Genomic DNA, 19943 nt, shown 5'->3' on the forward strand with positions numbered 1-19943 from the left:
GAGAGTACCGGCCCGCCCTCGACTGCCGGAAATGCGGCGAAGGCGGGCCGGTGCCGGGTAGGCGCGTCAGCCGCGGCCCGGACGCCGTCCGTAGAAGCGCCGGCCGGAGCTGCCGTTGCCGGCCCGCGGGCCACTGCCCACGCCGGCCAGGTAGAGCGAGAGGAGCAGCAGGCCGAGGGAGGCGAACGTGGGGAAGTTGAACAGGTCGGTCGTCTGCACGTCGAGCAGATCGAGCAACAGGTAGATGCCGAAGACGACGGCGGCGGCAATGGCGAGCATGTTGGTTCCTCCGGGGGGTGAGAGCGCTTGTGAAGTGCTGTTACCCCACCGCTGGCTGCGGCGAAACTCCATCCTGGAGCGCTCCCACCGGCGGCCGGTGCCGGCCCACCAGATACAGCGGCGCGGCCACGGCCAGGACGACCGCGCCGATCAGCATCGCCCAGGCGGTGCCGGCCTGGGCGGCCACCGCGGTCAGCAGGACCAGACCGAGCGCGCTGCCGGGCTGGCCCACCATCGAGTTCAGCGACAGCAGGCTGGCCCGGTACGGCCCGTCGACCTGGCGGTGCAGCAGCCCGGAGTGCACCGGGTCGGCCGCGCCGTGCACGGCGTAGCAGAGCAGGAACGCGCCGATCACCCCGGCCGGCCCGGCGAACCACGCCATCCCGGCGACCGTGACGCCCTGGGCGAGGCGCAGGGCGAATCCGGTCCACGGCGCGCCGATCCGGCGGGTGAGCAGCGGAATCAGTGCGGCACCGGCGGCCGAGGCACCCCAGCCGGCGGACCCCACCGGCCCCATCAGCGCGGCCGCCCGTTCGGTGTCGCCGACCACCTCGGCGAGGCGGACCGGCATCAGGGTTTCGAACGTGGTCATGCCGAAGCCCCAGAACAGTTCGACGGTGATCAGCGCGGCGATCACCCGGGAGCGGCGGACCAGCCGGAGCGCGCCGCCGATCGCGGCGGGCACACCGCGCGCCGAGGCGATCAGCGCGGCCGGTCCGCGGGCCGCACGCGGTTCGGCCATCAGCGCCGCCACCGCCACCAGCAGGGCCAGCTGGACGCCGACCGCGACCAGGACCGGAAGCGTCAGCGCGGACACCGGCCCGGCCGGGCCGAGCGCCACGACGCCGCCGGCCAGCAGCGCGCCCCCGGCGATCGCGAGACCGGCCACCACGCCGCTGCGGCTGAGCCCGGTCTCGATGTCGGCCCCGGCGTCGGCGGCCAGCGCCTGGTCGACGTACCAGGCCTCCAGCGGGCCGCTGTCCAGTGCCCGGTGCACGCCCTGGAGCAGGAAGACCGCCATGAACAGCGCGACCGTGTCGGCGACCCCGAGCAGGGCGAGCGCGGCCAGGTTGACCGCACCGGCGAGCAGCAGCACGGGCCGCCGGCCGATCGCGTCGGACAGGCCCCCGGTGGGCAGTTCCAGGACCAGGACCGTGATTCCCTGTACGGCCGCCGCCAGCCCGACCTGCGCGATGGTGAGCCCGCGCTCCAGCGGCAGCAGCACGTACACCGGGATCATCAGGCCGACCGGGAACCACCGCAGGCCGAGCAGGAACAGGAACCGGCGCTGCACCTGGACCGGAGTGAGAACCGTCACGACGGACCCACCCGGGGCACGCCGTACAGATAGAGCTGGACCTGCCGGGCGTCGGGTGCCGGCGCCGCGGCGGTCTCCCGCCGGTGCCGCTCGATCACCTCGTCCAGCTCACCGATGAGCCGGCCCAGCTGACCGGCGTTCAGGTGCAGGACGTAGTCCGAGAAGTCGGTCGCCTCCTGCCACTCCACCGGCTCGTTCTCCTCCGCGCGGTGCCAGTCCTCGACCAGATCGGCGAGCCGGCGCACGCCGTAGGAGTTGAGCCAGTCGGCCGCGGCCATGGCGTCCTCGTCGCCGGCGTACGCGCTGCGCCGCCAGCTGCTCACGTCGTGCGCGGAGCGCCACCAGCGCTCCCGGCCGCGCCCCGGGCGGTCCTCCTCGACCAGGCCGACGTCGGCGAGCTGGCGCAGGTGGTAGCTGGTGGCGCCGGTGTTGGTGCCGAGCGCCCCGGCCAGCCCGGTGGCGGTGGCCGGCCCGTCGAGCCGCAGCTGGGCGAGCAGCCGGGCCCGCAGCGGATGGGCCAGGATGCGGATCTGCCGCGCGTTCAACTCGACGTGCCGGAGTTCCGCCATGCATCCACAATATCTGTGCACAGAAATTGTGCAAGGTATCTCTGGATAGCATCGGACGATGATCGAGGCACGACCGGCCGGGCCGGCGGACGCGGACGAGATCATGCGCCTGCGCGGCGTGATGATCGGCAGCATGACCGGCGGCCACCCGGTCACCGGCGACTGGCAGCAGGCCGGCGCGGACGTGGTGCGCCGGCTCCTGACCGGCCCCGACCCGGCGGTCGCCGCCTTCGTGGTGGACCGCCCGGACGGCGACGGACTCGCGGCGTGCGTGGTCGGGCAGATCGATCAGCGACTGCCGGGTCCGCGCGATCCGACCGGACTGCGGGGGTACGTCTACAACGTGGCCACCGACGCCGCCTACCGCCGCCGCGGCTACTCCCGGGCCTGCATGCGGGCGCTGCTGGACTGGTTCGGCACCCGCGGCGTCGGCACCGTCGACCTGCGCGCCTCGGCGGACGGCGAGCCGCTGTACGCATCGCTCGGCTTCGTCCGTACCCCCGACCCGGCGATGCGCCGCGTCGCCCCTTGACCTCGACCAGGCTTCAGGTTGCACGCTGCCCGAATGACCGACGGGATTCTGGACGAGGCGCTGGAACGGCTACGCGACACCGGCCCGGAACGCCACGGCTGGCTGTCCAACCACGCACCGATGGCGGCCGAGGCCCTGGTGCGGCACGGCCACGGCACGGACGTGCACCGCTTCCTCGACGACTACGCACACCGGCTGGAGGAGGCACCCCGCGGCATCGCCCCGATCGCGCCGGACGAATGGCGCGACCCGCTCGGCGACCCGACACGCACCGGCGACTGGATCGCCTTCTTCGACCGGGCGGTCCGCGACCGGCCGTGGACCGACGTGCTGACCGAGTGGTGGCCGCGCCTGCTGCCCGGCATCGCGGCCGGCGCCACGCACGGCGTGATCCGGGTCGGGCATGCGGTCCGGGCCCTGCGCGCCCAGGAGACCCGGCCGCGGATCGCCGAACTCGGCCGCGGACTCGCCTACTGGGCGGCCCGCTGGCAACCACTCGCCCCGGCCGGCGCCGGTCCGTACCGCCGGTCGGACCCCCGGGCCGCGCTGGACGCCGTGCCCCGCGTACCCGATCAGCGGTTCGGCATCCGGAACCGCCTGGCGCAACTCGCCGACCTGCCCGGCCCACCGCGGACCGCGGCCGACGGGTCCGCGGCGCAGGGCCTGGCGGAGATCGTCGAGGCCGCGGTGCTCCGGCATCACACGCGCGGGTACGGCAGTCCGGTGATGCTGGTGCACGCCGCGACGGCACCCGCCGCGGTCCTACGCGCCCTGCCGTCCCTGCCCGCCGCGCTGCACGCATCCGGTCTGGCCGCCGGATGGGCGGCCGCCGCCGCGGTGACCGCCGCCTACTCCCCCGCCGAGGCCCACCCGCCGGCCCGGCCCGGCGATCCGGCGGACCCGGCGACCAGCACAGACCGGGCGGCGCGTCCCGGCGACCCGGCGACCAGCACGGACCGGGCGGCGCGTCCCGGCGACCCGGCGTCCAGCATGGACCGGGCGGCGCGTTCCGGCGACCCGCACGCGATCAAGTTCGCCGACGCGGCCGTGGAGGCGTACCGGCGGCACGCCGACCCGGCGCTGCTCGCCGCCGCCGACCACGCCACCACGCTGATCGCGGCGGACTGACCGTCAGTCCGCCAGGCGGAACAACAGCACGGTCTCCCACTTGTGCATGTCCGGCTGCTCGGCCGGGTTCGTCATCAGCATCTCCAGGCGGCAGCCCCAGACCTCGCCCTCCAGCGTCTGCGTCACGTCGAACGCGAGGCCGTGGTCCCGCCCCCAGTCCAGCAGCCGGGCGGTGACCGCCATCAGCTCGTCCGGATGCCCGACGTGGGTGACCGTGGCGTACCGTCCGGCGGGCAGCGTGTCGGTGAACGTGGGCTCCGCCACGTCGACCGGCCCGCCCACCGGAATGCCCGCCTCGACCACCAGCTCGGCCGACATGTCGATCACCCGGTACCGGAAGAACGGCGGCCCGACGATCGGCGCACCGCGCTCCGCCAGCCAGCCGAACATCGTCGGCAGGTGGTCGGCGACCGTAGCGAACTCCGTCATGGTGATCGTTTCGCGCCGCCCCACATAGGGCTGTTCGGCGCGCTGGACCACGGTCGGCTCCATGGCCGCCTCCGCTTCCACATCCGATGCACACGTCAGAAAGGGCAGAAACGGATCCGCGACTCTGCGGCCGCCGCTCACCGGTCAAATCGTACCGGCCGAATCGCCGCAGTCCAGGCACCGGCGGAGTGGATCAGATGCAGTCGGATGCCGGACGCAGTGGCGTGCGCAGCAGCGCGGCGGCCCGGGCACTGTCCAGGCGTACGTCCGCGGGCCGGGCGCCGAGGCCGCTCTCCGCGATCGTGCTCACCGGGACGGCCGACGGGTCCAGGCCGTGCGCGGCGGCGACCAGCCGGCCCAGGTCGGCCCGGCTCAGCGCCTCCGGACCGGCCACGTTGATCGTTCCGGAGTAGCCGGACGCGGCCAGCTCGAGCACCGCCGCGGCCAGGTCGGCGACCGCGACCGGGCAGCGGAACTCGTCGCTGAACAGGGCGCCGGACCGGCGGCCGGTGCTCAGGTCCAGGGCGAGCTGGATCTGCTTGCTGCGGTCGTCGCCGATGATCAGCGAGGTGCGGACGATCGCCGCCGCCGGGTCGATCGCGGCCACGGCGGTCTCCGCGGCGGCCTTCGCGGCGCCGTACCGGTGCACCGGGGTGGGCTCGTCGTCGTCGAGGTACGGCGTCGGCCGGCCGGCGTGCAGCGCGTCGGTGGACACGTGCACCAGCCGCGCGCCGACGTCGGCCGCGGCGAGTGCCACGTGCGCGGCGCCGTCCGCGCAGATCGCCCACGAATCCGCCCGGTAGGCGCAGTTGACCAGCACGTCCGGCCGCAGTTCGCGGACCAGGCTCAGCACCGCGGAACGGTCGGTGATGTCCAGGTCCGCCGAGGACGTGCCGGTGACGTCCGGCCCGGCCACCGACGCCAGCCGCGCCACCTCGCCGCCGAGGTAGCCGCTGGCGCCGACGACCAGGACACGGGTCAGTTGGACCGCTCCACCGGAGCGGCGACACCGTCGGTGCCGGGGGTCGCGGTGGTCGCCTTCGGCTTGGCGTCGATGCCGGCCTCGAGCCGCTGCTGCGCGGTGATCGGGGTCGGTGCGGAGGTCAGCGGGTCGAATCCGCCGCGGGTCTTCGGGAACGCGATGACCTCGCGGATCGACTCGTTCCCGGACAGCAGCATGCAGGTCCGGTCCCAGCCGATGGCGATGCCGGCGTGCGGCGGCGGACCGTACTTGAACGCCTCCAACAGGAAGCCGAACTTGTCCTGCGCCTCCTCCGGCGAGATGCCGAGCAGGTCGAACACCCGGGACTGGACGTCGCCGCGGTGGATACGGACGCTGCCGCCGCCGATCTCGTTGCCGTTGCAGACGATGTCGTAGGCGTACGCCAGCGCCCGGTCCGGCGCCGTCTCGAACTTGTCCGCCCATTCCTCGTTCGGCGAGGTGAACGGGTGGTGTACCGCGGTCCAGCCGCCCTCGTCCGTCTTCTCGAACATCGGCGCGTCCACCACCCAGCAGAACGCCCACGCCGACTCGTCGATCAGCCCGGAGCGCCGGGCGATCTCGATGCGGGCCGCGCCGAGCAGTTCCTGCGCCTCCCGGCGCTCGGTGGAGGCGGCGAAGAACACCGCGTCGCCCGGCTTCGCCCCGACCGCGTCGGCCAGGCCGGACAGATGCGCCTCGGACAGGTTCTTGGCGACCGGCCCGCGGGCCGCGCCGGTCTCCGCGTCCAGCACCACGTACGCCAGGCCGCGGGCACCGCGCGCCTTCGCCCAGTCCTGCCAGCCGTCCAGTTCCTTGCGGGTCTGCGTGGCGCCGCCCGGCATCACCACGGCGCCCACGTACCCGCCGTTGTCGATGGCGCCGGCGAACACCCGGAACTCGGTGCCCCGCAGGTAGTCGGTGAGTTCGGTGAGTTCCACGCCGTACCGCAGGTCGGGCTTGTCGGAACCGTACCGGTTCATCGCGTCGTGCCAGGTGATCCGCGGGATCGGCGTCGGCACCGTGTGCCCGGCCAGCTCGCCCCAGAGCTTGACGACCAGTTCCTCGCCCAGCGCGATGATGTCGTCCTGGGTGACGAACGACATCTCGATGTCCAGCTGGGTGAACTCGGGCTGCCGGTCGGCGCGGAAGTCCTCGTCGCGGTAGCAGCGGGCGATCTGGTAATACCGCTCCATGCCGCCGACCATGAGCAGCTGCTTGAACAGCTGCGGGGACTGTGGCAGCGCGTACCAGGTGCCCGGCTGCAGGCGGACCGGGACCAGGAAGTCGCGGGCACCCTCCGGGGTGGACCGGGTCAGCGTCGGCGTCTCGATCTCCAGGAAGTCCCGGGCGTGCAGCACCTCGCGGGCGATGTGGTTGGCCCGGGAACGCAGCCGGAGGGCCTGCGCCGGGCCGCTGCGGCGCAGGTCGAGGTAGCGGTACCTGAGGCGCAGGTCGTCGGACGCGGTGATGTCGTCGTCCACCGGCAGCGGCAGCGGCGCCGACTCGGACAGCACGGTCAGCGCGCTGGCGGTCACCTCGACGTCGCCGGTCGGCAGGTCGGGGTTCTCGTTGCCGGCCGGGCGGCGGGTGACCTCACCGGTCACCGTGACGCAGTATTCGTTGCGCAGCGCGTGCGCGTCCTCCTCGCGGAGGACGACCTGCACCACACCGGAGGCGTCCCGCAGGTCGACGAAGATGACACCACCGTGGTCGCGCCGGCGGGCCACCCACCCGGCGAGCGTCACCGTCGTGCCGGCGTCGCCAGCGCGCAGGCTGCCGGCGTCATGGGTACGGATCACGGGAAGGTCTCCTCACAGGGTTCACGGACGCAACCGACATTCTGTCAGGGGCGCCCGGGTCACGTGCCCGCCGGGCCGGACCTTGCCCCCGGCGCCGCACCGGTGCCGCGGTCACCTGGCACCGACGAACCAGCCGTCCACCAGCACCGGCACCGCGACCGAGTCGGTACGGGCGCCGGCCAGCGTGACGTCGTCGGGGTAGCCGTCGCCGATCAGTTCGCGCCCGCTGGCGCAGGCCGCCAGCGCCCCCGGCAGGTCGCCGGCGACGTCCCGGAACGCGGCGAGCGCCATCCGGGCCTCCGGCGACAGCATCTGCCGGGCCGGCACCGGGAGTCCGTCGGTGAGGGCGGCGATGAAGGCGCCCGCACCCCACAGGTCCTCGACCGCCGGCCGGAGCGGCCCGCCGTCCCAGCGTTCCCCGGCCGCCACCACCGCGACCGTGCCACCACCGAACGCCGCGGCCGTCGCTGCCGCCATCGCCTCCCCGCCCGCGCGCTGACCGGGCGAGGCAGGACGGTCGTCGGCGCGTGACCGGATCCACGCCGCGGCCGCCGCCGCGTTGCGCAGCGACACCCCCACCACGGTGGCGCCCGCGTCGGCGAGCCGGGCCGCGACCGTCGAACCGTTCGGTGACGGCAGCACCAGCCGCTCCACGCCGGTCGCCCGCAGCACGCTCCCCGGCGAGAGGCTCACCTGCCCGGCCCGCGCCGCCGACCGGCCGACCGCCAGCGTGGCACCGTGCGCACGGGCCACCGCGTGCGCGGACTCGTCCCGCCACCGGTACGGCAGGACCGCGATCCCCCGTTCCACCGCGACGGTGAGCGTGGTGGTGAACGACAGCACGTCCACCACCGCCACGAACGCCGCGCCGGGTGCCACCGCGTCGGCGCCTTCCGGTCCCCAGTCGAACCGGACCGCGTACCCGGCCTGGGTGTAGCAGTCCCTCACCACCGCGGCCGCCATTCGCCCGGGTCGAGGGCGTCGAGAACGCCGGCGAGCCGCTTCTCCTCCCAGACGAAGTGCGACTCCAGCAGCGCGGCGAGCCCGTCCAGCTCGGCGCGGGCACCGTCCTCGTCCAGGCGCTGTGCCAGCTCGGCGAGTCGCGCGAGCATGCCGGCCACCATGCGGTGGTCGCGCTCCAGCCCGTCGAGGACGTCCCGCAGTTCCGGGTGGCGCGCGGCCAGTAGCGGGAACACCGACGTGTCCTCCTCGGTGTGGTGCCGGGTCACCGCGGCGCAGAACGCCAGGCAGTGGTCGGCCAGCTCGCGCGGCGGCGGTGCGCCGTCGCGCAGGTCGTCCAGTGCGCCGAGCAGCCGCACATGCGTCTCGATCAGCTGCTGACCCAGCGCGGTCAGCCGCCCGTACTCCTCGTCGTCCGCCACGAAGATCCCATGGTCCGGCGCCTCCGTACCCTCGGCGGTCTCCTGGCCGGGTGCACCGCGACGCTGTCCCCGATCCGATCAAACCGGCACGGGCGCCGTCAATCCGCCCGGCTATGGCGCCCTCCGCACCGAGCCGGACCCGGCCACCGACGCGGAAAGCGTGGCCAGGTCGTAACGCCAGTCGTGACAGCGGATCGGGTGGCCGGCCGGGTACTCGAAGTCGCACTCGCCGAGCAGCTCGAACCCCGCCGTGCGGCAGACCGCGTCGGACGCCGCATGGCCCACCTTCGGGTACGCGTGCGCCCACCGGCACCGTCCCACCGCGGCGGCGAACCCGAGCGCGGTGACCGTGGCGGCCCGGGCGAGCCCGCGGCCCTGGTGGCCGGGCAGCACCTTCCAGCCCATCTCGTACACCGTGTCGCCCTGCCACTGCCGCTCCCAGTAACCGACCGACCCGACCGGCTCGGCCACGCCCGGAACCAGGATCAGGAACATCCGACCGGTGCCGGCGCCGGTGAACGCGAGGATCCGCCGGTGCCGGGCGACGATCGAGTCCTCGGTCTCGGTGCCGCCCAGATAGGTCTTCATCGACGGGATGTTGGCGCGGTGCTCCAGTGTCAGCCCGCGCCCGTCCCACGCCTCCAGCCAGAAGTCCGTGTCCGCTGCCATGCCGAAATCGTCTCGCGCGGGTACGACAGTTCCGGCCGTCCACGTCAGATCCCGGAGCCGGAAACGCCGAACGTGGAGCCGGTCGGACCCCAGGCGGGCGACGTCCCGCCGCTCCACACCGCCTCGGCGAACGCGCACAACCGGGGAACGCCAGGTGGTCGACCCGGTTGCCGCACGCCGCGGAGCCAGCCGGCGACCTGTTCCAGGCCGGGCGCGGCGGACAGGGCCAGCTGCGGCCCGAGTTCGCGGACGCCCGCGTGCCGGAGCGGTCTGGGGATCATCGGCGTCCCCGGCTCAGAAGTAGGTGTGCAGGACGTCGACCACGTGCAGGTCGTCGTCGACCACCGGGATCTCCCGCCACTTGTCGAACGCCGTACACGGGTGGGAGAGCCCGAAGCGCAGCAGGTCGCCCGGGGTGACCTGCACGCCGGGCGGAACCGACAGGTAGGTGTGATGGTCGTTGAGCCGGGTCACGGCGAGGCCGGGCGCCGGTGCCAGCGTGCCGCCCCGGCGGATCGCGGTGACCACCGGCAGGCCCTCGTCGATCGGCGCGTCCCGTTTGCCCATCCCGGCGATCGCCAGCCCCGGCTCCGGTGTCGACAGCACCTGCGCCCACATCTCCAGCGCCGGCACCAGCGGGCCCTCGCCGGGCACCCGGTTGAACGGCGTCCGCTCCCGGTAGAAACCGTCGTCGTGGGTGACCGAGGCGCCGCTGCGCAGGATCAGCCGGCCGGGCCCGGCGCCGGCCAGCCGCTCGGCCACCCGGTCGAACCAGGCGCTGCCGCCCGCCGACACCAGCGGCCGGGCCGGCAGCAGGCCGGCGGCGGAGAGCGTCCGCACCCCCTCGGCGAGCCGGTCCAGGAACGCGTCGACCTCGGCCAGCTCGGCGAGCTGGCCCTCGTATCCGGTGACGCCGACCAGGTCGAGCCCGTCGGCCGCGGCGGCCGCGCGGGCCACCGAGGCGAGATCGGCGAGGGTACGGCAACCGGTGCGCCCGCCGGCATGCCCCAGCTCGACGAGCACGCGCAGCACGCCGGGGTGACCGCGCACCGCGGCGGCGGCCACCTCGACCCCGGCCACGGAGTCGACCTGGAAATACACCTCGGCGCCGCGGGTGTGCTCCGCGGCCAGCCAGCGCAGCGCCGTCGGATCGAGCACCTGGTTGGCGATCAGCACCCGGGACACCCCGAGGCGGCGCAGGACCAGCGCCTGGTTGGGCGTCGCCACGGTCATCCCCCAGGCGCCGGCCGCGAACTGCGCGGCGATCAGCCCGGGCGCCATGGTGGTCTTGGCGTGCGGTGCGAAGTCGAACCCGTGGCGGGCGCAGTAGGCCGCCATGGTGGCCACGTTCGCCTCGACCGCGGCGCGTCTGACCACCAGCACCGGCCAGGTGAAGCCGCCGTCGAACAGGCCCGGCCGCGTCTCGGCCAGCTCCGCCGCGGTCCGCACGCCGTCGGGCGCCCAGAAGCCCTTGGCGCGCCAGTCGATCGGCCCAGCGGGGATGTCGAGCATGACGAGGCAGCCTCCCGAGTCTTGACCGCCGGAACCGGGGTCCAGCACGCTGTGGAAGCTACCAAGCACCGCCGACAGTTTCGGAGGCGTCCGCGTGCCGGAGCCGTACGACCTGGTGTTCACCGGCGGCGACGTGCTGGACCCGGGTGGCGGCCGGTCCGGGCGGCTGGACGTGGCCGTGCGCGGCGGACGGATCGCCGCGGTGGGAGCGGACCTGGGCGGCGGCGCCCGCCGGACCGTCGACGTCACCGGGCGGCTGGTCACGCCGGGCCTGGTGGACCTGCACACGCACGTCTACCCGGGCGCCGGCTACTGGGGCGTCGACCCGGACCCGATCGCCTGGTACACCGGCGTCACCACCTGGGTGGACGCCGGTTCGGCCGGGGCGTACACGCTGGCCGGGCTGCGCGCGGCGACGGCCGGGCGGCGGGTCCGCGGGCCGGTGCTGCTGAACATCGCCGGACCGGGGCTGGCCGCGCGTACCGGTGAGGGTCGTGATCTGGGTTCCTGCGACGCCGAGCTGGCCGCCCGGACCGTGCGTGACCACCGGGATCTGGTCGTCGGGATCAAGGTGCGGATCGACGCCGAGACCGTCGGTGGCAACGGCGTCGAGCCGTTGCGCCGCGCCCTGGCGGCGGCCGGTGCCGGCGGGGTGCCGGTGATGGCGCACGTCGGGGTGGCGCCGCCGGCCGTCGACGAGGTGCTGGAACTGCTGCGGCCCGGGGACATCGTCACGCACTGCGCGAGCGCGTTCGCCCGTCCGCTCGGCGCGGCGGCGCTCGCGGCCCACCGGCGCGGCGTGCTCTTCGACATCGGACACGGGTCCGGCGGGTTCTCGTTCGAGGTGGTGGAGGCGCAGCTGGCGAGCGGGCTGCCGCCGTACACGATCTCCACCGACCTGCACGCCCGCTCGCTGTACGGTCCCGCCTTCGACCTGCCCACCACCATGGCGAAGCTGCTCGCCGCCGGCCTTTCGCTGTCCGACGTGGTCGCGGCGACGACCGTGCATCCGGCCCGGGCCCTCGGGCTGGCCGCCGGGACTCTGGTCGTGGGCGTCCCGGCCGACCTGGCCGTGTTCCGGGTGGAGGAGGGCGGGTTCGAGGTGGCCGACGCGCACCGGCGGATCCGGCGGGCGCCGCTGCGGCTGGTCAACGAGCAGACGTACGTCGCCGGGCGGCGCCTGGACCCGCAGCTGCCGGCCCCGCCGCCGGAGTGGATCCCGCTGACCGACGCCCAGCGCGCCGCGCTCGCCCGGCGGGAGGATGATCTCCGTAGCCTGCTCGCCACGCCTCTGGTCGGTGTGGACGGGCTGGCCGAGCAGTTTCCCGTCCGCTGACCGAGGGAGTCCCCGTGCCCGCACGCGCCGTCCACACCGACCAGGCCGCCCCACCCGGCGGTCCGTACTCGCAGGCCGTCGTGGCCGGCGACACCGTCTACCTGGCCGGTGCGATCCCGGCCCGGCCGGACGGCACCCGGGTCACCGGCAGCTTCGCCGAGCAGGCGCACGCCGCCTTCCGCAACCTCGCGGCGTGCGCCGAAGCCGCCGGCGGCAGCCTGGAGCAGGCCGTCCGGGTCGGCGTCTACCTGCGCGACTTCGGCGACTTCGCGGAGCTGAACGAGATCTATGCGCAGTACCTGACCGGGGCGAACCCGCCGGTGCGCACCACCATCCCGGTCGCGCTGGAGGGCATGGCGATCGAAGTGGACGCGATCCTGTACCTCGGCTGAGCGCCCCGGTTTTGTCGGTGGGTCGTGCTTTGATCAGTGGGCCGCACGGTTCACCGGGGGTTACACATCGGAAACGTACGGCTGCCAACATGCGCTGGGCGACAGACAGGGAGGCCGGCTTGTTCCTCAGCCAGCACGAGCAGGAGCGTCTGCTCATCCACGTCGCGGCCGATGTGGCCCGGCGGCGGCGTGAGCGGGGGCTGCGGCTCAACCATCCGGAGGCCACTGCGATCATCACCGCGTTCCTGTTGGAGGGCGCCCGCGACGGGCGCACCGTGGCGGACCTGATGGACGCCGGCCGGCGCGTGCTGACCCGGGACGACGTCATGGACGGCGTGCCCGAGATGCTCGCCGAGGTGCAGGTGGAAGCCACCTTCCCGGACGGCACCAAGCTGGTCACCGTGCACGGGCCGATCTCATGACCGTGCCCGGGGAGATCATCGCCGGCACCGGCGACATCGAGATCAACGCCGGGCGCACGGTGCTGGCCCTGACCGTGCGCAACACCGGAGACCGGCCGGTGCAGGTCGGTTCGCACTACCACTTCGCCGAGTCCAACGCGGCGCTGGAGTTCGACCGGGCCGCCGCCTGGGGCCACCGGCTGGCCGTGCCGGCCGGCACCTCGGTGCGGTTCGAGCCGGGCCTGCCGCGGGACGTCGACCTGGTGCCGCTCGCCGGGCGGCGCATCGTCCCCGGGCTGCGCGGGCTGGCCGGCGGCCCGCTGGACACCCCGCCGCCACCGGCGCCGGATCCGGCGGACATCGAGCCGGCCGGTTCGCTGGACGAGGACACCGAGCCCGATCAGCCGTCGAACGGGAGCCCGCGGTGAGCCGGCCCCCCGCCCGGACCGGAGCACCGGCATGAGTTTTCTCGACCGCGGCCGGTACGCCGCGCTCTACGGCCCGACCACCGGCGACCGGATCCGGCTCGCCGACACCAACCTGCTCATCGAGGTCGAGGAGGACCGCAGCGCCGGTCCGGTCCCCGGCGACGAGGTGGTCTTCGGCGGCGGCAAGGTGATCCGCGAGTCGATGGGCCAGTCCCGGGCCACCCGCGCCGAGGGCACCCCCGACACGGTGATCACCGGGGTCGTGGTGCTGGACCACTGGGGCATCGTGAAGGCCGACGTGGGCATCCGCGACGGGCTGGTGGTGGCGGTCGGCAAGGCCGGCAACCCGGACACGATGGACGGCGTGCACCCCGGCCTGGTGATCGGCGCCGGCACCGAGATCATCGCCGGCAACGGCAAGATCCTCACCGCGGGCGCCATCGACAGCCACGTCCACCTGATCAGTCCCACCATCCTGGACACCGCGCTGGCCAGCGGCATCACCACGATCATCGGCGGCGGCACCGGCCCGGCCGAGGGCACCAAGGCCACCACGGTCACGCCGAACGCCTGGCACCTGGCCCGGATGCTCGAGGCGATCGACGCATGGCCGATCAACGTGCTGCTGCTCGGCAAGGGCAACACGATGTCCGAGGAGTCGCTGTGGGAACAGCTCCGCGGCGGCGCCGGCGGCTTCAAACTGCACGAGGACTGGGGTACGACACCCGCGGTCATCGACACCGCGCTGCGGGTGGCCGACGCGTCCGGCGTGCAGGTGGCCATCCACACCGACACGCTGAACGAGGCCGGCTTCGTCGAGGAGACGGTGCGGGCGATCGGCGGGCGGTCGATCCACGCGTACCACACCGAGGGCGCGGGCGGCGGGCACGCACCGGACATCATCACCGTGGCCGGGCACGCCAACGTGCTGCCGTCCTCGACGAACCCGACCCGGCCGTACACCCGCAACACGCTCAGCGAGCACCTCGACATGCTGATGGTCTGCCACCACCTGAATTCGTCGGTGCCGGAGGACCTGGCGTTCGCGGAGAGCCGGATCCGCCCGTCCACGATGGCGGCCGAGGACCTGCTGCACGACCTGGGCGCGATCTCCATGATCGGTTCGGACTCGCAGGCGATGGGCCGGGTCGGCGAGGTGGTCATGCGCACCTGGCAGACCGCCCACGTGATGAAGGCGCGGCGCGGGTCGCTGCCCGGCGACGGCGCCGCCGACAACCTCCGGGCCCGGCGGTACGTCGCCAAGTACACGATCTGCCCCGCCGTGGCGCACGGCATCGCCGGTCAGGTCGGTTCCGTCGAGCCCGGCAAGCTGGCCGACCTGGTGCTCTGGGACCCGGCGTTCTTCGGTGTCCGCCCGGCACTGGTGATCAAGGGCGGGATGATCGCGTACGCGCAGATGGGCGACGCCAACGCCTCGATCCCGACGCCGCAGCCGATGCTCCCCCGCCCGATGTTCGGCGCCTACGGCGTGGTCCCGTCGCAGACGTCGCTGGCGTTCGTCGCACCGGCCGCGATCGACGCCCTGGTCGGCGACCGGGTCGGCTGCCGGCGCGGGTTCGCACCGGTGGCGGACACCCGTGCGGTGGGCAAGGCGGACATGCCGCTGAACGACGCGCTCCCCCGCATCGAGGTCCAGCCGGACACGTTCGAGGTGCGCATCGACGGCGAGGTGGTCGAGCCCGACCCGGTGACCGAGCTGCCCATGGCCCAGCGGTACTTCCTGTTCTGATGTCACTCGCCACCCTGCTCGTGCTCGCCGACGGGCGGCTGCCGGCCGGTGGGCACGCCCACTCCGGCGGCCTGGAGACCGCGGTGTCGTCCGGCCGGGTACGCGACCTGGCCGGGCTGAGCGGCTTCCTGCACGGCCGGCTCGCCACGTCCGGCCGGGTCGCGGCCGCGTTCGCCGCCGCGGCCTGTGCCCGCACCGCGGAATGGCCGGTGTGGGACGCCGGCCTGGACGCGCGAACCCCGTCTCCGGCGCTGCGCCGGGCGTCCCGCGCCCAGGGCCGGGCCCTGCTGCGCGCCGGCCGGGCCATGTGGCCGGTGGCCGCCGTCGGCCGGGAGCCACACCATCCGGTGGCGCTGGGCGCGGTGGCCGCCGCGGCCGGCCTGGACCCGGCGGCGGCCGCGGTGGCCGCCGCGCACGGCACGGTGACCGGCCCGGCGAGCGCCGCGGTCCGGCTGCTCGGCCTCGATCCGTACGCGGTGCACGCCCTGCTGGCCCGCCTCGCCCCCGAGTGCGACCGGATCGCGGCCGACGCGGCGTCCCGCACCGCCGCCCCGGTCGACGACCTGCCCGCGGCCGGCGCGCCGCTGCTGGACATCGGCGCCGAACAGCACGCGACGTGGGAGGTGCGCCTCTTTGCCTCCTGACTTTCCCACTCCCGACCGGCACCGAGGGTGCGCCGCCTCGCCTTCTCCCGTTCCGACTTCCCGACCGGCACCGAAGGTGCGCCGCTTCGGCGACTCACGTCCGGACCCCCGACCGGCACCGGGGTGCGCCGCCTCGCCCTTCTCCCTTCCGACTTCCCGACCAGCACCGGAGGTGCGCCGTGCACGCTGAGCAACCCGGCCATGACCACGAGCACGGTCCGGACGAGGTGCCGCACACCCACCCCGACCCCGGGGTCGACCCGCACGCGCCGCTGACCACCGGCCCGAGAGCGCTGCGCATCGGCATCGGCGGCCCGGTCGGGTCCGGCAAGACCGCGCTGGTCGCGGCGCTGTGCCGCACGCTCGGCGCGGAACTGCGGCTGGCCGTCGTGACGAACGACATCTACACCACCGAGGACGCCGACTTCCTGCTGCGCAACGGCGTCCTGCCGGCGGACCGGATCCGCGCGGTGGAGACCGGTTGCTGCCCGCACACCGCGATCCGCGACGACATCTCCGCCAACCTGGACGCGGTCGAGGACCTGGAGGCGTCGCTCGGCCCGCTGGACCTGGTCCTGGTGGAGAGCGGCGGCGACAACCTGACCGCCACGTTCAGCAAGGGCCTGATCGACCGGCAGATCTTCGTGGTCGACGTGGCCGGCGGCGACAAGGTCCCCCGCAAGGGCGGTCCCGGCGTGACCACCGCCGACCTCCTCGTGATCAACAAGACCGACCTCGCCCCGCTGGTCGGCGCGGACCTGACGGTGATGGACCGCGACGCCACGGCGCGGCGCGGGGCACTGCCGACCGTGTTCCTGTCGCTGGTCGAGGATCCCGCGGCGGCACCGGTGGCGGACTGGGTGCGGGCGCTGGTCACGGCCCGGGTGGCGGCCGCAGGCGCAAGCGGGTGACGCCTGGTGGCAGCCGCGGACGCAAGCGGGTGACGCCTGGTGGCGGCCGCGGGGGCGAGCGGATGACCCCGGATACCGACCGCAGGCGCGAGCGGGCGACCCCGGATACCGACCGCAGGCGCGAGCGGGCGACCCCGGATACCGACCGCAGGCGCGAGCGGGCGACCCCGGATAACGGCCGCAGGCGCGAGCGGATGACCCCGGATGGCGACCGCGGAGGCGAGCGGATGACCCCGGGTGAACCGGCGATGAGCCGCCGGGCGGGCCGCCGATGAGGGCGTCGGCACGGATCGTGGCCGAGGCTGACGGCCGGGGCGGCACCCGCCTGGCCGTGCTCCGTGGTGAGTCGCCGCTCCTGCTGCGCCGCACCGGACCGGCCACCGCGGGCGGCGCCACCGTGCACCTGGTCGGCGGTGCCGCCGGTCCGCTGCGCGGGGACGACCTGCGGCTGGAGATCGAGGTCGGTCCGGGCGCCGAACTCGACGTGCGCAGCGTCGCGGCGTCGCTGGCACTGCCCGGGCGTCCCGGCATGCCGCCGTCGCGGCTGGCGGTGCGCGCGGCGGTGGCGTCCGGGGCGGCCCTGCGCTGGCTTCCGGAACCCCTGATCGCCGCGTCCGGCTGCGATCACCGGACGACCACCCACGTCGAGGTGGCGGCCGGCGGTCGCCTGGTCTGGCGGGACGACCTGGTGTGCGGCCGGCACGGCGAACCGGCCGGCGACGTCCGGACGCGGACCACGATCCGGTACGCCGGGGCCACCCTCTACCGGCACGACCTGGCCATCGGGCCGGACGCGCCGGGCTGGGCGGGAGCGGCCGTCCTCGGCGGCCCGCCCCACGAACCGGCCGGCGCGGCCCAAGCAACCGACCCGCCCCACAAACCATCCGGCGCAGGCTGGGCGACCGGCTCGGTGATCGTCGCCGGCCCGGACCTGCCGCCGGCGCGCGTCCTGCCCGGGGATGCCGCGGTGATGCCGCTGGCCGGTCCCGGCATGCTGGCGGTCGCCGTCGGCACCGACATCCGTGCGGTCCGCGCGGCCCTGGACCCGCTGTGCGACCCCGTCCCGGTCCCCACCGGCTGATCCCGGCGGCCGGTCAGCGCAACGGCGCGAAGAACGCCCGGAGGTCCGCCGCCAGCGCCAGCGGTTCCTCCATCGCGACGAAGTGACCGCCCGGGTTGCCCTCCGGCCAGTGCACGATCGTGTTGTCCCGCTCGGCGAGCCGCCGGAACAGGGCCGGCCCGCCGCTGTACACGCCGGACGGCACCGCCTTCTGGCTGCGGGGCCAGGTGAACGCCGTGGTGTCGTACATCGGCCAGGACGACGAACCGGACGTGCCGGTCAGCCAGTAGACCGTCGCGTTGGTGAGCAGCAGATCCCGGTCGATGGCCTGCTCCGGCTGCGCCACCGTGATCGCGAACTCGTTGAACTTCTGCATCAGCCAGGCCAGCTGGGCCACCGGCGAGTCGTGCCAGCCGTACCCGAACGTCTGCGGCGCGGCCCGCAGCAGGCCGTGGTGATCGACGCCGGTGCCCGCCCACTGCATGGTCGTCTCGTACTCGGCCCGGTCCGCCTCGCCGAGGGCGGCCACGTCTTCGTCGGTGGGGAAACCCAGACCACCGTTGACGTGTACGCCGACGACCCGGTCCGGGGCGATCCGGGCCACCTCGGGAGCGACGTACGCGCCCAGGTCCCCGCCCTGCGTGCCGTACCGGTGGTAGCCGAGGCGCGTCATCAGTTCCGCCCACATCCGCCCGACCTGGCCGACGCCGAAGCCGGTGCGGCGCGGGCGGCCGGAGAAGCCGAACCCGGGCACGGACGGCGCGACCACGTGGAAGGCGTGTGCCGGGTCGCCGCCGAACCGCCGCGGGTCGGTCAGCGGGCCGATCAGGTCGGTGAACTCGACGATCGAGTTGGGCCAGCCGTGCGTGAGGATCAACGGCAGCGCGCCCGGTTCCGGCGACCGGACGTGCAGGAAGTGCAGGTCGATGCCGTCGATCTCGGTACGGAACTGCGGGAACCCGTTCAGCCGCTGCTCCTGGGCCCGCCAGTCGTAGCCGGTGCGCCAGTAGCCGGCCAGCTCGCGCAACCAGTCGACCGGCACGCCGCGCTGCCAGCCGTCGCCGGGCAGTTGCTCCGGCCAGCGGGTCCGGTCCAGCCGCGCGTGCAGATCGGCCAGTTCGGGTTCGGGCACGGCGATGCGGAAGTCTCGAATCTCGGTCATGCCACGACGCTAGGACCGGAAGCGGTCACTTCCCGTCCGCAATCGGCTGGGCGGCCCCTGTGGCACCGCCCAGCCGGATGCGCGCGCTACGCGGCGACTGCGATGGGTATGCCGTGGCTGTCGGTCAGCGCCAGCCGGGTACGCAGGTTGCCCTCCTCCGCCACCCGGGCGAAGTACTCGGTGCGGCGCCGCTGCATGCAGCCCTTCCGGGTGCGCGGGCCCCCGGCGGCGACGGTGAGCAGCTCCGGTGCCAGCGAGCTGTTCAGGCCCTCGCGCAACAGCCGCAGCGCCTCGGTGCGCAGCTGGGAGATCCGGGACTCGGTCACCCCGAGCCGGGCGGCGACCTCGCTCAGCGGCTGCTCCTGCAGGAACGACTCGGTGACGACCATCCGCAGTCGTTCCGGCAGCGCCTGGATGGCCTGGTGCAGGTAACCCAGCCGTTCCCGCTTGAGGAGCAGGTCCTCCGGCCCCTCGGACTGTTCCTGCACCATCTCCTCAGCCGCCCCGGTGGGAAAGCCCTGCAGGCTCAGCAGCGCGGCCTTCTGCACGTCGTCCTCGACCGCGGCCAGTTCCGACAACCCGATGCCGAGCAGTCCGGCCACCTCGGCGTCGGTCGGGGTGCGGCCGAGCGCGGCGGTGAGTTCCTGCCGGGCCGCGGTGGTCCGGCGGGCGCGGGCCCGTACCGAACGGCTGGCCCAGTCCTGGCCGCGCAGTTCGTCGAGCAGTGCGCCGCGGATCCGGACGGCGGCGAAGCGGTGGAACGGGATGCCCCGGCTCGGGTCGAACGACCGCGCGGCGCCGAGGAGTGCGGCGAAACCCGCGGACGACAGGTCGTCGGCGTGGACATGGCCGGGTACCCGGTTGAGCAACTCCCGGACCAGATGGCCCACCATCGGCATGTTTTCGCGGATCAGGTCCTCGAGGTCGCGCGCACTCGGCGCGTCATGTGTGGTGCCGATGGTGGCGGGGAGATCATTCGTGGCAGTCACGTGGTCCTCCTCGCTCGTGTGAACCGGTCGGCGGACCGGCTGACGAGGAGAACATTTGCCGTCGCAAGGTGCAGGCGCGGCGGAACTCGGTTGCTTTTGCGGTGTTTTTTGGGAGAAAGGCTCAGGTACGCCGGGCGGGCTGCACCGGGGCGGGCAGCGTGCGGGCGGAGCCGATCAGCGGGCGACGTGCGGGGCGGCCGGCGAGCCGGCGGAGTCCGGGCGGGCCGTCAGCTGGCGAAGTGCGGGCGGGCCGTCAGCTGGCGAAGTGCCG

General features: G+C 74.3%; 23 protein-coding genes. 10 read left to right on the top strand and 13 right to left on the bottom strand.

What is annotated here, in order from left to right; all coding sequences use genetic code 11:
- Nucleotides 1-66 precede the first annotated feature (66 nt).
- From LDL48_RS17620 to LDL48_RS17630, 3 genes are read right to left on the bottom strand one after another with little or no spacing between them, the layout of a single operon-like run.
- Nucleotides 67-279: a hypothetical protein gene (locus tag LDL48_RS17620; RefSeq protein WP_225256237.1), complete on the bottom strand. Its 213-nt coding sequence runs from the start codon at nt 277-279 to the stop codon at nt 67-69.
- Between the two features lie 40 nt (nt 280-319).
- The gene (locus LDL48_RS17625; RefSeq protein ID WP_225256238.1) at nt 320-1597 is read right to left on the bottom strand and encodes an MFS transporter; all 1278 of its coding nucleotides are present in this window, start codon (nt 1595-1597) and stop codon (nt 320-322) included.
- Nucleotides 1594-2166, bottom strand: coding sequence for an ArsR/SmtB family transcription factor (locus LDL48_RS17630; protein ID WP_225256239.1), 573 nt, complete (start codon nt 2164-2166; stop codon nt 1594-1596). The genes LDL48_RS17625 and LDL48_RS17630 overlap by 4 nt, the downstream gene beginning before the upstream one ends.
- 58 nt (nt 2167-2224) lie before the next feature.
- On the opposite strand from LDL48_RS17630, the gene LDL48_RS17635 reads away from it, so the two are divergent.
- Complete coding sequence (locus LDL48_RS17635) at nt 2225-2698, top strand: GNAT family N-acetyltransferase (RefSeq protein WP_225256240.1); 474 nt, start codon at nt 2225-2227, stop codon at nt 2696-2698.
- A gap of 33 nt (nt 2699-2731) precedes the next feature.
- Nucleotides 2732-3826, top strand: coding sequence for a questin oxidase family protein (locus LDL48_RS17640; RefSeq protein WP_225256241.1), 1095 nt, complete (start codon nt 2732-2734; stop codon nt 3824-3826).
- 3 nt (nt 3827-3829) lie between these two features.
- Here LDL48_RS17640 and LDL48_RS17645 read toward each other — a convergent pair whose 3' ends face one another.
- From LDL48_RS17645 to LDL48_RS17680, 8 genes are all read right to left on the bottom strand, one after another.
- Nucleotides 3830-4318 (bottom strand): GyrI-like domain-containing protein, encoded by a 489-nt coding sequence (locus tag LDL48_RS17645; RefSeq protein WP_225256242.1) that lies wholly within the window; start codon nt 4316-4318, stop codon nt 3830-3832.
- Between the two features lie 130 nt (nt 4319-4448).
- Nucleotides 4449-5237, bottom strand: a complete 789-nt coding sequence (locus LDL48_RS17650) for an SDR family oxidoreductase (protein WP_225256439.1) — start codon at nt 5235-5237, stop codon at nt 4449-4451.
- A complete protein-coding gene (gene aspS, locus LDL48_RS17655) occupies nt 5234-7036 on the bottom strand; it encodes an aspartate--tRNA ligase (RefSeq protein WP_225256243.1) in 1803 nt (600 codons plus the stop codon). Before aspS ends, LDL48_RS17650 begins: the two co-directional genes overlap by 4 nt.
- 111 nt (nt 7037-7147) lie before the next feature.
- On the bottom strand, nt 7148-7987 hold the full coding sequence (locus LDL48_RS17660; protein WP_225256244.1) for a 2-phosphosulfolactate phosphatase: 840 nt from the start codon (nt 7985-7987) through the stop codon (nt 7148-7150).
- Entirely contained in the window at nt 7981-8418 is a 438-nt protein-coding gene (locus tag LDL48_RS17665; protein WP_225256245.1) for a hemerythrin domain-containing protein, read from the bottom strand. The genes LDL48_RS17660 and LDL48_RS17665 overlap by 7 nt, the downstream gene beginning before the upstream one ends.
- A 111-nt stretch (nt 8419-8529) precedes the next feature.
- Entirely contained in the window at nt 8530-9087 is a 558-nt protein-coding gene (locus tag LDL48_RS17670) for a GNAT family N-acetyltransferase (protein ID WP_225256246.1), read from the bottom strand.
- 44 nt (nt 9088-9131) lie between these two features.
- Entirely contained in the window at nt 9132-9368 is a 237-nt protein-coding gene (locus tag LDL48_RS17675; RefSeq protein WP_225256247.1) for a hypothetical protein, read from the bottom strand.
- Between the two features lie 13 nt (nt 9369-9381).
- Nucleotides 9382-10599, bottom strand: a complete 1218-nt coding sequence (locus tag LDL48_RS17680) for an alanine racemase (protein WP_225256248.1) — start codon at nt 10597-10599, stop codon at nt 9382-9384.
- A 94-nt stretch (nt 10600-10693) separates the two neighbouring features.
- On the opposite strand from LDL48_RS17680, the gene LDL48_RS17685 reads away from it, so the two are divergent.
- From LDL48_RS17685 to LDL48_RS17720, 8 genes are all read left to right on the top strand, one after another.
- Nucleotides 10694-11935 carry an amidohydrolase/deacetylase family metallohydrolase gene (locus tag LDL48_RS17685; RefSeq protein ID WP_225256249.1) on the top strand — a complete coding sequence of 414 codons (1242 nt, stop codon included), beginning with the start codon at nt 10694-10696 and terminating at the stop codon, nt 11933-11935.
- Nucleotides 11936-11949: 14 nt separating this feature from the next.
- Nucleotides 11950-12327 (top strand): RidA family protein, encoded by a 378-nt coding sequence (locus tag LDL48_RS17690; protein ID WP_225256250.1) that lies wholly within the window; start codon nt 11950-11952, stop codon nt 12325-12327.
- 119 nt (nt 12328-12446) lie between these two features.
- Nucleotides 12447-12749, top strand: coding sequence for an urease subunit gamma (locus LDL48_RS17695; RefSeq protein WP_225256251.1), 303 nt, complete (start codon nt 12447-12449; stop codon nt 12747-12749).
- Nucleotides 12746-13156 carry an urease subunit beta gene (locus tag LDL48_RS17700; protein WP_225256252.1) on the top strand — a complete coding sequence of 137 codons (411 nt, stop codon included), beginning with the start codon at nt 12746-12748 and terminating at the stop codon, nt 13154-13156. The genes LDL48_RS17695 and LDL48_RS17700 overlap by 4 nt, the downstream gene beginning before the upstream one ends.
- 31 nt (nt 13157-13187) lie before the next feature.
- Nucleotides 13188-14906 carry an urease subunit alpha gene (locus LDL48_RS17705; protein WP_225256253.1) on the top strand — a complete coding sequence of 573 codons (1719 nt, stop codon included), beginning with the start codon at nt 13188-13190 and terminating at the stop codon, nt 14904-14906.
- Entirely contained in the window at nt 14906-15550 is a 645-nt protein-coding gene (locus LDL48_RS17710; RefSeq protein ID WP_225256254.1) for an urease accessory protein UreF, read from the top strand. Before LDL48_RS17705 ends, LDL48_RS17710 begins: the two co-directional genes overlap by 1 nt.
- Before the next feature lie 179 nt (nt 15551-15729).
- Nucleotides 15730-16461 (top strand): urease accessory protein UreG, encoded by a 732-nt coding sequence (ureG, locus tag LDL48_RS17715; protein WP_308016466.1) that lies wholly within the window; start codon nt 15730-15732, stop codon nt 16459-16461.
- Nucleotides 16462-16732: 271 nt separating this feature from the next.
- Entirely contained in the window at nt 16733-17542 is an 810-nt protein-coding gene (locus tag LDL48_RS17720) for an urease accessory protein UreD (RefSeq protein ID WP_225256255.1), read from the top strand.
- 13 nt (nt 17543-17555) lie between these two features.
- On the opposite strand, the gene LDL48_RS17725 is transcribed toward LDL48_RS17720, so the two are convergent.
- The gene (locus LDL48_RS17725; protein ID WP_225256441.1) at nt 17556-18674 is read right to left on the bottom strand and encodes an epoxide hydrolase family protein; all 1119 of its coding nucleotides are present in this window, start codon (nt 18672-18674) and stop codon (nt 17556-17558) included.
- A 95-nt stretch (nt 18675-18769) separates the two neighbouring features.
- Complete coding sequence (locus LDL48_RS17730; RefSeq protein WP_225256256.1) at nt 18770-19672, bottom strand: sigma-70 family RNA polymerase sigma factor; 903 nt, start codon at nt 19670-19672, stop codon at nt 18770-18772.
- Nucleotides 19673-19943: the final 271 nt, after the last annotated feature.

The organism is Jidongwangia harbinensis, assembly GCF_020216025.1.
Lineage (GTDB): Bacteria > Actinomycetota > Actinomycetes > Mycobacteriales > Micromonosporaceae > Actinoplanes > Actinoplanes harbinensis.